Origin of the sequence: Staphylococcus pragensis (assembly GCF_004785665.1) — a bacterium.
In the GTDB taxonomy this organism is placed as follows: domain Bacteria; phylum Bacillota; class Bacilli; order Staphylococcales; family Staphylococcaceae; genus Staphylococcus; species Staphylococcus pragensis.
This window is the reverse complement of record NZ_SRPJ01000001.1, coordinates 300,618-316,750: the sequence shown is the minus strand read 5'-3', so window position 1 is coordinate 316,750 and position 16,133 is coordinate 300,618. Positions and strand designations below refer to the sequence as shown.

Genomic DNA, 16,133 nt, shown 5'->3' with positions numbered 1-16,133 from the left:
TTTCAGAAAATTATATATTTATAAATTTCCAAATATTAATGTTATAAATAAGAAAAACCTTGAATACAATAAGTATTCAAGGCTAATTTTAAAATTATTTAATTTTTTTCTTTTTTCTCACCAGTTTTACGATCAATAGATTTATCAATATACGCATGTTTTAATGAATAATCGCCACCAATTTGGTGATATTCAATACCTTTAACTTGAGGATTTTTCAGAGAAGCTCCACCTTTTTGATAAATTGGCGCTACTGGCGCATCATTTAAGAATAATTCTTCCGCTTCGCGCATTGTTGCAAAGCGTTCTTTAGGGTTTTGTAATAATTCGCCATTGGCTTTTTTCAATAAGTTATCATACTCTTTACTGCCCCATCCAGTATTGTTTTGAGCATTACCCGTAGTCATAGTATCTAAGAATGTGATAGGGTCTGGATAGTCTGGCCCCCATCCTGATAATGACATAGAATAATTCATTGTTAATTCTGCTTGAACTCTTTGTTTGAATGGTAATTGTTTAACTTTAACCGTTACTCCTGGTAAGTTTTTTTCAATTTGAGATTTAATAAATTCTGCAGAAATTTTAGAATCTGGTGTGTCTTCAGTATTTAATGTGAACGTAAATTTATCTTTACCTAAAGCCTTTTTAGCTTTTTCTAAATGTTCTTTCGCTTCTTTTGGATTATATTTTAATGGTGATTTTACAGTATCTGCATAATCTTTGCCATCAGGCGTTTTAGCTGTCTTTTTAGCTGTAAATCCATCAAACGGTTTGGCTCCTGTACCAAGAACTTCATTGACGTAATCTTTTTTATTAACTGCTTGTGCTATCGCATATCGCATATCTTTATTTTTAAATTCTGGTTGTTGTTTTTCATTCATTTTTAAAAAGAATGTAGAAGCTAATAGACGTTTGAATAATGCCGGACTATCTTTATATTTATCTACTTGTTCTGATGTAATACCAGCAACGTCTACTGAACCTGTTTCATACAGAGAAGCTCCTGCTTGCGTGTCTTTTAATATTTTGTAATTAACTCTATCTAATTTAACTGATTTTTTATCCCAATAATCATTATTTTTAGTTAGCATAATTTTATCTTCAACTGCCCATTTCTTAATTTTAAATGGACCGTTATAAACTGTTTTATCGGCAGTTGTACCATATGATTTACCATATTTCTTAACTACTTTTTCATTCTGTGGCATAAATGTACCAAAGGCTAACATTTGTTTAAAATAAGGAATTGGCTTTGTTAAGTCAATTTGTAATGTGTAATCATCTAAAGCTTTAACCCCTAAATCCTTAGGCTTTTTATCATGTTTATTTAAGTTAATATCTTCTGCATTTTTAATATCATACATTATGTAAGCATATTCAGAAGCTGTTGCTGGATCAACTGCTTTACGCCATGCAAATACAAAGTCATGAGCCGTTACAGGATCTCCATTAGACCATTTTGCATCCTTACGCAATTTAATTGTCCAAGTTTTTCCACCGTTCGTTTTTTTAGGTTCACTTTTGGCTACTCCTGGCACCGCTTCATCTTTACCATTAAGTGTATATAAACCTTCAAAAACTTGATTATAAATCGTAAACGATACAGTATCCGTAGCTAATGTTGAATCAAGAGTATTAATATCTGAAGATGTCGCTATACGATAGGTTTGTCCTTTATCGTCATATAGTCCCCCACTTTTACTACATGCACTTAAAATGAGCAACATAACAATTAATCCTAAAATCAGTTTAAAGTTAATCTTTTTCATAGTAAATTCATCCTCCTTCCCCTATTATTAAACGCTTTGCGCTTGATGTTCTTGTTTTAATTGAGCCGCTTCTTCATCCGTCACAAATACATAATGGTCTGGTCTAATTTCTTGAAGTCTTCGCTCTGAATTCTTAGATTCATCTTCTTGATACGCTACACGTTTACGCGTTCTTTCGCTATCTGGGTCAGGTTGAGGAATCGCTGATAACAATGATTTCGTATAATCATGTAATGGATGATAATAGATTTCGTCAGCTGAACCTAATTCGACAATTTTCCCAAAATGCATGACTGCAATGCGGTCAGAAATATATTTAACCATTGATAAATCATGGGCAATAAATAAGAATGTAATGCCTCTTTCTCTCTGAAGTTTCAACATTAAATTAACTACTTGAGCTTGAATAGATACGTCTAGAGCTGAAATAGGCTCATCGGCAATAATGAATTCAGGTTCTACTGCTAATGCACGCGCAATTCCAATACGTTGACGTTGTCCACCAGAAAATTCGTGTGGGTATCTATTCGCATGTTCTTTGCTTAAACCTACCGTTTCAAGCAAGTCGTAAACACGGCGTTTACGGTCTTTTTTACTACTTGCCAGTTTATGAATATCAATACCTTCTGCGACAATGTCCATCACTTTAAGTCTAGGATTTAATGAAGCATAAGGGTCTTGGAAGATCATCTGAATTTTTTTATTAAATTTTAATAAATCTTTACGTTTAGAAATCTTTTGAATGTCTTGACCATCGTATAAGATTTCTCCACTAGTAATGTCATTCAGTTTAATAATTGCTTTTCCTGTCGTTGATTTACCACATCCAGATTCTCCCACTAATCCTAATGTTTCCCCTTTATAGATGTCGAAAGAGATGTCTTCAATGGCTCTAACTTCGTTGCGCTTACCTTCGTTGAAGTATTGTTTTAAATTTTTTATTTGTAATAAAGTCTCTTTATTATTCCTCATTGAACGACACCCTTTCTACTTGACGTGGTTTGTCATAATTATTAGGCATAGGACGTTGTTTCTGTTTAACCATTGTTGGCGGCTCTACTTTAGGTGCACGCTCATCTAATAACCATGATTTTACAAAGTGAGTCGGTGATACTTTGAACCAAGGTGCTTCTTCTTTGAAGTCAATATCTAATGCATACTGACTTCTTCTTGCAAAAGCATCTCCTTTAGGTGGGTGTAATAAATCAGGTGGTGTACCTGGAATTGCGATTAATTCAGTTTCATTACTTGTTGTTAAATCTGGCATAGATGATAAAAGTCCCCAAGTATATGGATGTTTAGGGTCATAGAAAATTTCGTCTACATCCCCTGTTTCAATCATTTGTCCTCCATACATTACTGCTACTCTATCAGCAATATTCGCTACTACACCTAAGTCATGCGTAATAAAGATGATTGAAGTATCAATCTTTTTCTGCAAATCTTTCATTAAATCTAAAATTTGCGCCTGCATTGTTACATCCAATGCTGTTGTTGGTTCATCTGCAATTAATACTTTAGGTTCACATGCTAAAGCCGTTGCGATAACAATTCTTTGTCTTTGACCACCTGAAAATTGATGTGGATATGCTTTAAAACGTTTTTCAGCATTTGGTAATCCAACTAAGTTTAAAATTTCCAATGCTCGTTTTTTTGCTTCTGCTTTACTATAATTACGATGCTTAATTAAAGGTTCCATGACTTGCTTCCCAATTTGCATCGTTGGATTAAGTGATGTCATTGGATCTTGGAATATCATTGAGACATCTTTTCCGCGTAATTTAATTAATTCTTTCTCAGATTTACTTGCTAAATCTTCTCCAAGAAAATCAATTGAACCTTTTTTAATACGACCCGCATCTCCTTGGAATAGCTTTGTAATTGCTTTTGTAGTCACAGACTTACCTGAACCTGATTCACCTACAATAGCTAATGTTTCCCCTTTATTTAAATAAAAATCTACGCCTCTAACCGCTTGCACTTCCCCAGCAGTAATGTCAAAGGAAACATGCAAGTCGTTGACTTCTAATACTCTTTCTGACATAACGTGTGCCTCCTTTATTATTTACGCATTTTAGGGTCAAATGCATCGCGTAAACCATCACTAAATAGATAGAAAAATAAGATTAATAAACTTAAAATTGTTGCTGGAATAAATAATTCATGTGGATGAATTAATAACATTGCACGTCCATCATTTACTAATGAACCAAGTGATGTTTTTGGTGCAGGAACACCAATTCCAATAAAGCTTAAAAATGCTTCGAAGAAAATCGCACTTGGTACAGTAAACATAGATGTTACTACAATAGCCCCTAATGTATTAGGTAAAATGTGTTTAAAAATTAAGTTAAATTTTGACGCACCTAATGTTTTTGATGCCATAACAAATTCTTGGTTTTTTAATTTTAAGAACTCACCACGAACGACCCTACTCATTCCTAACCATCCTGTGATAGACATAGCTAGAATAATTGTCCAAATTGAAGGTTCGAAGATAAGTACGAATAGAATAACTACAATAAGGTTTGGAATTGAAGCAATAATTTCTAAAATACGTTGCATGATATTATCTACTCGGCCTCCAAAGAAACCAGATATAGCCCCGTAAACAACCCCAATAAAGATATCTAGTAGTGCAGCAACTACACCGATAATTAATGATATTTGTGCGCCTTTCCATGTTCTAGACCATAAATCACGCCCGAGTTGGTCTGTACCAAACCAGTAATTATCTTTTGCGCCTACTTCCTTATAAGCGTTTTTCCCATCGCTTCCTGTACCATCAAAAGGTAAAAAGTGTATTTTATCTAATACAGGAATCTTGGCTGGTAAATTACGATATTGAACATTTTGTTCTGCATAATCATGTTTACTCATCAGTGGACCAACAAGCGCCATTAGTATAATAAGAATAAGACCAATCATCCCTACTAATGCTAATTTATTTCTCTTAAGTTGCGTCCAAGCATCTTGCCAGAAGTTTCTACTTTCACGTTGCATTTCTGGTTCTTTATTTAAATCTAGCTCTCTTAATACAAAACCAGTAGATACCGCACCTTCAGAGGTATGTGTCATAGCTGCATTTGAATGATCATCAAACGTTTTTTCAAAATTTTTATCTGCCATTATTTTTTACCTCCTTGAACACGGATACGTGGATCAATCACGCCATATAAGATATCAACAAGAAAGATAGATACTATAAATAGCGTACTGAATAATAGTGTTGTAGCCATAATTACTGAGAAATCATTTGTGGTAATCGATCTAACAAATTGGTCCCCTAAACCTGGCACACCAAAAATATTCTCAATCGTTAATGTACCTGTTAGTATCCCCGCTAACATTGGTACAAGAATGGTAATAATTGGTATTAATGCATTTCTCAATGCGTGCCCAAACAATACTCTCATAGAAGAGTTCCCTTTTGCTCTTGCTAATAATATGTAATCTGAACTTAATACTTCAATCATTTCTGCTCGAATATACCTTGCTACTGTAGCCATTACCCCTGCAGATAATGCTAATGAAGGTAAGACTGCTGTTGAAAATCCTTCCCACCCTGCTACTGGGAACCAGCGTAATCGTACTGCAAACACATATTGTAAAAGTACTGCTAATACGAATGAAGGTACGGATACAGCAATAACTGAAATGACAGTTGTTGTATAGTCCACCCAAGTATTTTGTTTCGTTGCTGCCGCTACGCCTAGGATTAAACCTAAAATAACCCCAATCACCATAGCGGTAATACCCATTTCCATTGATGGAATCAATCTCGGTCTAATAAGCTCCCATACCGGTTGATTATGATATTGGAATGAATATCCAAAATCCCCTGTGACAACATTTTTTAAATAATGAAGATATTGCACTGCCACTGGATCATTTAAGCCATACTTTTCATTAAGTATTTCCTTTTGTTCAGCACTTAATTTCGCATCATTAAATGGTGAACCAGGCATTAATTTCATTAAGAAAAATGTGATTGTAATAATAATGAATAGCGATAAAAACATGTAACCTAAACGTTTCAATATATACCTAGTCATCAAGCATCCCCCTTTTTAAATTTTCAAAATTAACATTCCCTTCAAAATTTTCAGAAATATTTAGTAATATTATATATACAACTTTCATACATTTGCAATATTATTTTACATTTTATTAATAAAAGTGTAATTTTTTGCAATCTTTAATAAACACATATGTTTGATTAAAATTATTTTTAAAATTCTGTATTTATATTATTTTATGAGTAAGTTAAAATAAATTAAATCGTCACTGGAGGTATCATTATGAGGGATTTAAAGAATTGGATAATATGGTTACTACTTACTCCCATTTTATCTGGAATACTGTGGCTTGTTTTTACTAATCATTCATTTATTTCATATATCAATACCCTGTTTTACATATCTCTTATTATATTTATCATCATATTTCTCATTTTGCTTGTTCAAGAAGGCATTTTTGATACGACGAGTTATGGGTTTAGAAGAATTCGTTATCAACTTTCTTCACGCGCTAAAAAAAAGACTATGGAACATGATGAATTTTTTAATCCTCAACATGCTAAGAAAGAGACTTATTTTGTTTCTACATGGGTAGGGCCTGCCTTAATGAGTAATGTTGTTTATTTTATTTTTACAATTATGATTTCTTTAGCTTTATAAATGTTTTTCCTTTCCACACAACACAAAAGAAAGGCTGAGACAAAATAAAATGTCTCAGCCTTCATTAACATTATGGCAGTAGTTGACTGATTTGAAAATGCGCTTAAATCAAGCTTTTTTCAAATCTAGTCATCCTTGCCGGGGAGCGGGGCCCCAGCACAAAGACTTTCGAAAAAGAAAGTCTACAAACAAAGCAAGCTGGGGATACAACGAAATTATTTTAATTTCTGTCCTGCTCCCTTCATTTTCAAAAATAATTTATTTAAGCTTCGAATTTCTTAAATACTAATACGGCGTTGTGTCCACCAAAGCCAAGGCTGTTACTCATAGCATAAGTAATATCTAAGTCTTGTGCTTCATTTGGAACGATATCTAAGTCACATTCTGGATCTGGCGTATTAGCATGAATAGTTGGCGCAACTTTAGAATCGCGAATAGATAATGCTGAGAAGATAGCTTCAAGTCCGCCTGTAGCCCCTAATAAGTGGCCAGTCATAGACTTAGTTGAGCTTACTTTCAAGTTTTTCGCAGCATCGCCAAATGTGTTCTTAATCGCTTGAATTTCGTACATATCGCCTACTGGTGTACTTGTACCGTGGGCATTTAAGTATTGAACATCTTTCGCTTCAATGCCTGCATCATCTAACGCGGCTTGCATAGCGCGAGAACCACCTTCACCTTCTGGCGCTGGTGCAGTGATGTGATATGCATCTCCTGTTGAACCATAGCCAACAATTTCAGCATAAATTTCTGCACCACGGGCTTGTGCTGATTCTAATGATTCAATAACTAAGATACCAGCACCTTCACCCATTACGAAACCATCACGGCCTTCTTGGAAAGGACGGCAAGCTGTTTCTTTATCATCATTTGTTGATAAAGCACGACTCGCACTAAATCCTGCTAATGCCATGTGTGTAATAGGCGCTTCTGTACCGCCTGTTACCATTGCATCTGCGTCACCACGTTGGATGATTTTAAATGCTTCGCCAATTGAGTTTGTACCTGTTGCACATGCAGTCACAGTAGAACCATTTGGTCCTTTTGCACCTAAATCAATTGACACTTGGCCAGTCGCCATATCAGGAATAAGCATTGGCACGAAGAAAGGACTTACTCTTCTTGGGCCTTTCTTTTGTAAAGTCGTATGTGCAACTTCAAATGTTTCCATACCACCAATACCTGAACCAATCCACACACCAATACGATTCGCGTTGTCATCGTTAATTGTTAACTTTGCATCTTCAACTGCTTGGCGCGCAGCTACTACTGCATATTGCGTAAAACGGTCCATACGGCGTGCTTCTTTCTTCTCCATATGGTCTTCAATATTGAAGTCTTTAAGTTCTCCTGCTAAATGAACATTATAATCTTCAGTGTCAACGCGTGTAATTGTATCAATACCGTTGACACCTTTTAAAGCATTCTCCCAACTTGAATGGGCATCGTTTCCGATAGGTGATAATGCACCCATGCCTGTAATCACAACTCTTTTATTCTCAGTCATACATTATTTCCTCCTATTTACCCCATTTGATAACCATAGCGCCCCAAGTTAGGCCACCACCGAAACCTACTAATACTAAAGTATCATCGTCTTTAATTCTTCCATTTTCTAATTCTTGTTGAATACTTAAAGGTATTGAAGCTGCAGAAGTGTTACCAAATCGATTAACAGAAACACTCATCTTTTCTCTTTCTATACCCAATCTTTCGCGTGCTGATTCCATAATTCTGATGTTCGCTTGATGCGGAACAAACATATCAATATCTTCAGATTGTAAACCAGCTTTTTCTACGACACGTGTAGACGCATTGCCCATAATTCTAACTGCGAATTTGAACACTTCACGTCCGTTCATTACTAGTTTACCAGTATCTTTGTTTAAGTATAAGTATTTTCCACCTGAGCCATCAGATCCCATTTCGTAACTGATGATGCCTCGTCCTTCAGATACTTCACCGATAACTACCGCACCAGCGCCATCACCGAATAATACTGCTGTAGAGCGATCAGTTAAATCAGTAATCTTAGATAATTTATCTGCACCAACAACTAAAATATTTTTATAGTCACCAGATTGTACATATTGTTTCGCAGTAATCATTGAATACATAAAGCCTGAACATGCTGCCAATTGGTCCATTGTTGGCACTTTGCCTGTACCTAATTTCTCTTGTAACATATTTGCTACTGATGGGAATGGCATATCTCCAGTCGCAGTCGCAACAATAATCATATCTATATCATTAGGTTCAATGCCTGCATCTGCAATAGCTTTTTTACTCGCTTCGTAAGCTAAATCTGACGTATCTTGGTCTTCACTTGCCCAACGTCTTTCTTTAATGCCTGTCATTTTTGAAATCCATTCATCTGATGTATCTAGAAATCCTTCGAAATAGGCGTTATCTACCACTTTATCAGGTGCATAAGCACCGAAACCTTTTATACCTACGTTCATGAACGTACACCTTCTTACTTCGTTTTTTAATACCAGGTATTAATTTAACACATTTTTTCTTCTCAACTCAAGTAGTTATACTTTTTTAGTCTTTCTTTTCTTTTTAGGAAAATGAAACAATAATATAGCACGTCATAAATTTTAGAATAAATTTTAACACTTACTCTACTACCACTATACAAACAATTCGCTTTACATTAAAATAAAAGTATATAAATTTTGGAGGTCATTTGTATGAAACACCTCATCACATTTATCTGGGCGTTAATCTTAATGCAAATGGTTAACTTCGTGTTAAACAGTTTAAACGGCGGTGGCCCTTTAAACTTTATTACACCAGTCATTTTAGCAGTATTCATTACAATTATGATTGCTATCTTAGGCGCAATGATTAAACCAAATGATTATGCCCGTAAAGGTAATAGACATATTTAATAACACTTATTAAATAGTTCAAAAATACGGTTGATGTAACTTCTAATGTTCCATTAACCGTATTTTTCATTTACTTTATAAATAAATTACTTATCCTTACCAACATCATTGGCTTAAGCTATGCTTTAGGCAAGCGAACCCCACAATATGCAGAAATACATTGGAGTCATCCACAAAATAAAAAACCTAGAAAGTGCGATCACACTTCCTAGGTTACTCTTCATAACTCATTATTCATTTTCAGGTTTTTGTACATCGAAAGTTAATTCGTGATTGTCATCTAAACCGACATTCACTACAGTACCTTCTGGTAAACTTTCTTTAATCATCATACGTGCTAATGGCGTTTCAATTTGACGTTGTACAAATCGTTTCAATGGTCTTGCACCAAATTGTGGTTCATATGCTTCTTCGCCTAACCATTTTTTAGCATCATCAGATACTTCAATTGAAATACGTTGATCCATTAAGCGAATGTTTAATTGAGTTAAAATTTTATCAACAATCATACTCATATCGTTAATAGATAATGGTTTGAACAATACGATATCATCCATACGGTTTAAGATTTCAGGTTTAAAGAAGGCATGTAAGCTATCCATTACAGCTTTTTCAGTGTCTTCAGTAATTTCACCACTATCTTTAACGTTTTCAAGTAATACTTGTGAACCAATGTTACTAGTCATAATAATGATAGTGTTTTTAAAGTCCACGCTACGTCCTTTAGAATCAGTTAAACGACCTTCGTCTAAGATTTGAAGTAACACGTTGAATACATCACTATGTGCTTTTTCAACTTCATCTAGCAAGATAACTGAATAAGGATTACGTCTTACCGCTTCAGTTAATTGACCGCCTTCATCATGACCTACATAGCCTGGAGGAGCACCAATTAATCTAGAAACTGAGTGTTTCTCCATATACTCACTCATATCAATTCGAATCATATGTTTTTCAGAATCGAATAATGAAGCCGCAAGTGATTTAGCCAATTCAGTTTTACCCACACCAGTTGGTCCTAAGAATAGGAAACTACCAATTGGTCTGTTAGGGTCTTTAATACCTGCACGTGCTCTAACTACTGCATCAGATACTAAGTCTACGGCTTTATCTTGACCCACAACACGCTCGTGTAAGATATCGCCTAAGCTTAATAATTTCTCTCTTTCAGTTTCAACTAATTTAGATACTGGAATACCAGTCCATTGACTAACAATGTCGCCGATCTCTTCGTCAGAAACAACTTCACGAATCATACGTTCACTGTCGCCTTGTTCATCTTGATATGCTTCTTCAAACTCTTTCAATTCTTTTTCTAATTGAGGAATTGTGCCATATTGTAATTCAGCTGCTTTTTCGTAGTTACTTTCAGTTTGTGCGTCTTCTAACGCTTGACGGCTACGGTCTAATTCAGCACGTTTTTCTTGTACTTTCGCAATTTTTTCTTTTTCTTGTTCAACACGAGATTGTAAAGCAGCTTGTTTTTCTTTTTCATTAGAAAGTTCTTCTTGTAACTCTTCTAAACGATGTTTACTTGCATTGTCAGATTCATTTTTCAATGCACTTTCTTCAATTTCTAGTTGCATTACACGACGGTTAACTTGGTCTAGTTCAGTTGGGTTTGAACCCATTTCAGTACGAATTGTTGCACAAGCTTGGTCGACTAAGTCAATCGCTTTGTCTGGTAAGAATCTATCAGTAATATAACGATCTGATAATTCAGCTGCCGCTACTAAGGCACGGTCTTGAATTCGTACCCCATGATACACTTCGTAACGTTCTTTCAAACCACGTAAGATTGAAATAGTGTCTTCAACATCTGGTTCACTTACGCCTACTTTTTGGAAACGACGTTCTAATGCAGAGTCTTTTTCAATATATTCTCTATATTCATTTAAAGTAGTAGCACCAATACAATGTAATTCACCACGTGCTAACATCGGTTTCAACATGTTGCCGGCATCCATTGCGCCGTCAGTTTTACCTGCACCAACTAACATGTGGATTTCGTCGATGAATAAGATGATACGTCCGTCAGATTCTTTCACTTCTTTAAGCACTGCTTTAAGACGTTCTTCGAATTCACCTCTAAATTTCGCACCAGCAACTAAGGCACTTAAGTCTAATTCAAAGATGGTTTTGTCTAATAAAGATTCAGGCACATCTTTTCTTACAATACGTTGCGCTAAACCTTCAACAATCGCAGTTTTACCTACCCCTGGTTCACCGATTAACACAGGATTATTTTTTGTTTTACGGCTTAAGATTCGAATTGTATTACGAATTTCTTCATCTCTACCAATGACAGGGTCCATTTTACCTTGGCGTACTTCTTCTACTAAGTCACGACCATATTTCTCTAAAGCTTCATAATTTACTTCTGGATTTTGTGAAGTCACATGATTTCCCCCTCTAACTTTAGTAATAATTTCTTTCACTACTTCTTCTTTATTACCTACAAATTGTTTAGTGATGTCATCAATATCCATTGCAGCACGTAAGATATGTTCCATTGAGATATATTCATCTTCATATTCTTTCATATACGATTCAGCTTTATTTAATAACTCATTTGCCTTTGAACCGATATATTGTCCATATTGAATGTTATCTCCTTGTACTGAAGGATAATTTTTTAATTTATTTGTATACGCTTGATTTAATTTATCTGTATCTATATTTGCGCGTTCTAATATACTTTTAAATAAGCTATCAGTTTCTTCTAAAGTTCCTTTTAATATAGCTTCAATTTCAATATTTTGTAATTCATTTTCTTTACTCAATTCAACCGCTTTTTGTAGTGCGCCTTGAATTGCATATGTCATTTGATTAATATCCAAATTTATTCACCCCTACTTATTTAATAAGAGCAAGGTCAAATACTTCTGTTTGACTTTGACTTTCTTTGACCTTAATTACATTATAGACCTTCTTTGACTATTAAGCAACATTTATACTCAACTTTTTTTATTTTTTGAAAATGCGCGCCAATACTGATCTCACGTGTTTTCATTATTATCTTTCACTTCATGTTTTATCACATTGTGCTCACAAATAAACATCAAATTTTTTACCTTCACAGTCTAATAGTCAAACTTTGTCTAAATAAATGAAAACAAAAAACAGACCAGTTCAATGAGTCGTTTCACTCTACTGGTCTGTCACTATTATTAATTTTTTGTATTTTTCTTAATTGCTTTAAGAATTTCATCAGATAATGCTTCAACACCACTATTTTCTAAGTGAACACCGTCTGAAGCAAAGTATTCTGAATGTCCTTCTGAACGTTTATACCAATCGACTAAGGTAACATTCTTATGTGTTTTAGCTGCATCAGCTAATTGTTTATTAACATTGTCTTGCCAATCTCTTGGTACGCGTGTATTAACTAAGTAAATTTGCGCTTTACCAAATTTACTAATCAATTGATCAAGCTCTTCCTTAGTAAAGTCACCATTTGTACCGAGTTCTAAAACAACCTGATCGGAAGGTTTATTATAATTGGTATAGCTATTAGCCACGGTTAATGCCTCTTGTAAATGGCGTCCAACTTTACCGTCAATCGTAGCTTTTGGAACTTGAGATTTGAATGTTTCTCCAATATCAACCATTACAGAGTCCCCAATTAATACTGGGCTAATATTTGTATAAACTTGGGCTTTTTTCTTACTCTTAGTCGATGAACCATCAAGTTTAATATTTTCTCCTGGCATCATTCTTACTAAATATTTGTCCGTTTCATTCGTATTAAATGAATTTGCTTTATCCGCTATTTCATCTTTTCCAAAACGATCAAAAGCACCGGCAAATATCAACAGTAATGGAATAGTTAACACTATTGTAACGATAGTTCTAATAAACTTAGGTCGTCGTAAACGATTGAATGAGAAAGCTTTAACCCCTTCTCTTCTAACTGGCGTTTCTACATAACGATAAGACAATTCAGCGAATAGAGCAGTTAAGATAACATCAATAATATAGACATAAGCTGGAATTTGCCCATCCGTATAGTGAATATGTACGAAACTGATAACCGCAAAGTGCCATAAATATAAACTATAAGACCGTTTACCAATATAAACGAGGACTGGATGACTAAGTATCCTTGCTAATATTGAAGTGGGATGAACCACGCTTGCAATAATAAATAATGTCATGCCTGAGATGAGGTAGAATCCTCCATTATATATCCATGAACTATTATCGCTTACTGTAAAGAATAATATAATTAACATGACCAAACCGGCGATACCCACGCCATCAATTGTTCGTTGTAAAACAGCTGGTGGATTCGCTTTTAATTTAAAAGGTGGCCACATAAACGCTAATATCACACCAAGTAACAATGTTTGTAAACGCGTGTCTGTACCGAAGTAAACACGAGAATATCCTACATTTGGTTGTGAAATGATCACCATTGCTAATAGTGAGATTAGCGATACAATCCAAAATATCAATGTAACATTTCTATACTTTTTAATCGTTAATAATAAAATGACTAACACGAATGGGAAAAATAAATAAAATTGTTCTTCAATAGCTAAAGACCATAAGTGTTTAAGCGGCATAAATGAAAATTGTTCAAAGTAGTTTACATCTTTTGCAATGTACCACCAGTTTGAAACATAAAATAATGCGGCTAACATATCATGTTTCACTCGAACAATTTGTTGCGGTTCAAATATTAATGTAGCTAATCCTACCACAAGTAAAAGTGCTAAAACAGCAGGAAGTAAACGTTTAATACGTCGCGTCCAGAACTGTCTAAGATTAATAATGCCAGTTTCTTCGTATTCTTTTAATAGTAAACTTGTAATCAAGTAACCAGAAATTACAAAGAATGTATCTACACCTAAAAAGCCGCCTTTAAGCCATTGTCGATTTAGATGGTAAATAATAATACCAATAACAGCGATTGCTCTTAAACCATCTAACCCAGGCATGTAGCGCATTTTAGTCTTACGATGCTTACTTTTGTTTAACTCTAGTTTCATTGTTCACATTCTTTCCCTGTAAAATAATAAATTTCATATAAATTCATTACATTTAAAAGCACTGCAAGTTAGGATAAAACGTAAGCCGATGATCATCAACATAAGTGAATATGAGTTACTCTAAGTTTTCAAATATCAATGTGTATGATTGTCGTGTTTTATACTGAGGTGCCTGAACTTCAATGCACGATATAATACTGTATGTTCTTTAAATTAAGTTCTCGACTAGCTTATTACATTATAAATATATTTCTTAAAAATTTACTAAATATAACTTTCTTTATGTATCACTTATGATATAAGTCCTATGTATTGTAGTATAACCTATAAACAAATTCAATTTATATTACAATAATGTCATTCTGTTAACATTGTTTCTTTTTGAAACTGATATTTATTTTATTCATTTGTCTGTTATTTGGTACTGCCTTTTAAAGAAAATAAAAAACAATAGTACAACGTTTATGTGTACTATTGCTTCAGCACCAAATCTAGCTCACGCCTAAGGCAATCTTAGCGTATCTAGACATCATATCTTTATTCCATGGTGGGTTCCAAACGATATTCACTTCTGTATCTTGAATTTCAGGAATTTCAGCTAATACAGTTTTAATTTGTTCAATAATTTGTGGTCCAAGTGGACAACCCATTGATGTTAATGTCATTTCGACTGTACATAGACCGTCGTCATCAACATTCACTTTATATACTAAACCTAAATTAACGATATCAATACCTAATTCAGGGTCAATTACCATTTCAAGTGCACCAAGGATACTATCTTTTAATGCTTCTTCCATTAGTATCACCTCTCAATATTATCTTTCCCTTAATATATCAAATATCCGACAAAACGCCAATAAAATGCTATGATACTACTAAACAAGAAATTTGATGATATGTTACTCAAGGAGAAATTTATGGAACCTTATTTAATTTGTTTAGACTTAGATGGAACATTATTAAATGATAATAAAGAAATCAGTTCATATACAAAACAAGTTTTGACAACATTGAAGAAGCAGGGACACCGTATCATGATTGCGACTGGCCGTCCTTATCGTGCGAGTCAAATTTACTATCATGAACTTAATATGGATACACCTATCGTTAATTTTAACGGTGCCTATGTCCATCATCCTAAAGCTGATGATTTTGAAACGACACATGAAGTGTTAGATGTTGATTTATCTCGTAACATGATTGAAGCACTTCAGAAAGCGAATGTGACGAATATTATCGCTGAAGTTCGAGATCATGTATTTATTAATAATCATGACCCACGTTTATTTGAAGGCTTTTCAATGGGAAATCCTAAAATCCAAACGGGTAATTTATTAGAAGAATTAGATGAACCCCCTACTTCTATTCTAGTTGAGGCGGAGGAAGTCAATATTCCACGTATCAAACAAATGCTAACGCGCTTCTATGCTGAGAATATTGAACATCGTCGTTGGGGAGCACCATTTCCTGTTATTGAAATCGTGAAACGTGGTATAAGTAAAGCACGTGGCATCGATCATGTGAAAGACTATTTAAACATTGACCCATCTCGTATTATCGCTTTCGGTGATGAAGATAATGATATCGAAATGATTAAGTATGCTAAATATGGTATCGCTATGGATAACGGTTTAGATGAATTAAAACATATCGCTAACCATATTACGCATTCTAATAATGAAGATGGGATTGGACGTTATCTCAATGATTTCTTTGACCTAAATATGCCTTATAAAGGATAAATGTTGATGATAAGTGAGACAGAATTTAATCATTAAATTTTGCCTCACT

13 protein-coding genes are annotated in these 16,133 nt (G+C 34.4%); 3 read left to right on the top strand and 10 right to left on the bottom strand.

Going from position 1 to position 16,133, the window contains the following annotated elements:
* Positions 1-98 precede the first annotated feature (98 nt).
* Genes E2558_RS01585 through opp3b form a run of 5 tightly spaced genes read right to left on the bottom strand, consistent with a single transcriptional unit; the run spans position 99 to position 5,824 of the window.
* Positions 99-1,769, bottom strand: a complete 1,671-nt coding sequence (locus E2558_RS01585) for a peptide ABC transporter substrate-binding protein (protein ID WP_126565241.1) — start codon at positions 1,767-1,769, stop codon at positions 99-101.
* A gap of 27 nt (positions 1,770-1,796) precedes the next feature.
* A complete protein-coding gene (locus E2558_RS01580) occupies positions 1,797-2,741 on the bottom strand; it encodes an ABC transporter ATP-binding protein (protein WP_126565240.1) in 945 nt (314 codons plus the stop codon).
* Complete coding sequence (locus E2558_RS01575) at positions 2,731-3,813, bottom strand: ABC transporter ATP-binding protein (RefSeq protein ID WP_126565239.1); 1,083 nt, start codon at positions 3,811-3,813, stop codon at positions 2,731-2,733. The genes E2558_RS01580 and E2558_RS01575 overlap by 11 nt, the downstream gene beginning before the upstream one ends.
* 17 nt (positions 3,814-3,830) lie before the next feature.
* A complete protein-coding gene (opp3C, locus tag E2558_RS01570; RefSeq protein WP_126565238.1) occupies positions 3,831-4,898 on the bottom strand; it encodes an oligopeptide ABC transporter permease in 1,068 nt (355 codons plus the stop codon).
* A complete protein-coding gene (gene opp3b / locus E2558_RS01565) occupies positions 4,898-5,824 on the bottom strand; it encodes an oligopeptide ABC transporter permease (RefSeq protein ID WP_126565237.1) in 927 nt (308 codons plus the stop codon). The genes opp3C and opp3b overlap by 1 nt, the downstream gene beginning before the upstream one ends.
* A 246-nt stretch (positions 5,825-6,070) precedes the next feature.
* On the opposite strand from opp3b, the gene E2558_RS01560 reads away from it, so the two are divergent.
* The gene (locus E2558_RS01560) at positions 6,071-6,448 is read left to right on the top strand and encodes a DUF3899 domain-containing protein (protein WP_126565236.1); all 378 of its coding nucleotides are present in this window, start codon (positions 6,071-6,073) and stop codon (positions 6,446-6,448) included.
* Positions 6,449-6,710: 262 nt separating this feature from the next.
* Here E2558_RS01560 and fabF read toward each other — a convergent pair whose 3' ends face one another.
* Complete coding sequence (gene fabF, locus E2558_RS01555) at positions 6,711-7,955, bottom strand: beta-ketoacyl-ACP synthase II (protein ID WP_126565235.1); 1,245 nt, start codon at positions 7,953-7,955, stop codon at positions 6,711-6,713.
* A 13-nt stretch (positions 7,956-7,968) separates the two neighbouring features.
* On the bottom strand, positions 7,969-8,910 hold the full coding sequence (locus E2558_RS01550) for a beta-ketoacyl-ACP synthase III (protein WP_126565234.1): 942 nt from the start codon (positions 8,908-8,910) through the stop codon (positions 7,969-7,971).
* 234 nt (positions 8,911-9,144) lie between these two features.
* Between E2558_RS01550 and E2558_RS01545 the strand changes: the two genes are divergently transcribed.
* Positions 9,145-9,345, top strand: a complete 201-nt coding sequence (locus E2558_RS01545) for a YjzD family protein (protein WP_126565233.1) — start codon at positions 9,145-9,147, stop codon at positions 9,343-9,345.
* A gap of 230 nt (positions 9,346-9,575) precedes the next feature.
* On the opposite strand, the gene clpB is transcribed toward E2558_RS01545, so the two are convergent.
* The 3 genes from clpB to E2558_RS01530 form a co-directional block, all read right to left on the bottom strand.
* Entirely contained in the window at positions 9,576-12,185 is a 2,610-nt protein-coding gene (gene clpB / locus E2558_RS01540; RefSeq protein ID WP_126565232.1) for an ATP-dependent chaperone ClpB, read from the bottom strand.
* A gap of 330 nt (positions 12,186-12,515) precedes the next feature.
* The gene (locus tag E2558_RS01535) at positions 12,516-14,339 is read right to left on the bottom strand and encodes an acyltransferase family protein (RefSeq protein WP_126565231.1); all 1,824 of its coding nucleotides are present in this window, start codon (positions 14,337-14,339) and stop codon (positions 12,516-12,518) included.
* A 491-nt stretch (positions 14,340-14,830) separates the two neighbouring features.
* Positions 14,831-15,139, bottom strand: a complete 309-nt coding sequence (locus E2558_RS01530; RefSeq protein ID WP_033079770.1) for a metal-sulfur cluster assembly factor — start codon at positions 15,137-15,139, stop codon at positions 14,831-14,833.
* A gap of 120 nt (positions 15,140-15,259) precedes the next feature.
* Here E2558_RS01530 and E2558_RS01525 point away from each other — a divergent pair, with 120 nt between their 5' ends.
* Positions 15,260-16,084: a Cof-type HAD-IIB family hydrolase gene (locus E2558_RS01525; protein ID WP_126565230.1), complete on the top strand. Its 825-nt coding sequence runs from the start codon at positions 15,260-15,262 to the stop codon at positions 16,082-16,084.
* Positions 16,085-16,133: the final 49 nt, after the last annotated feature.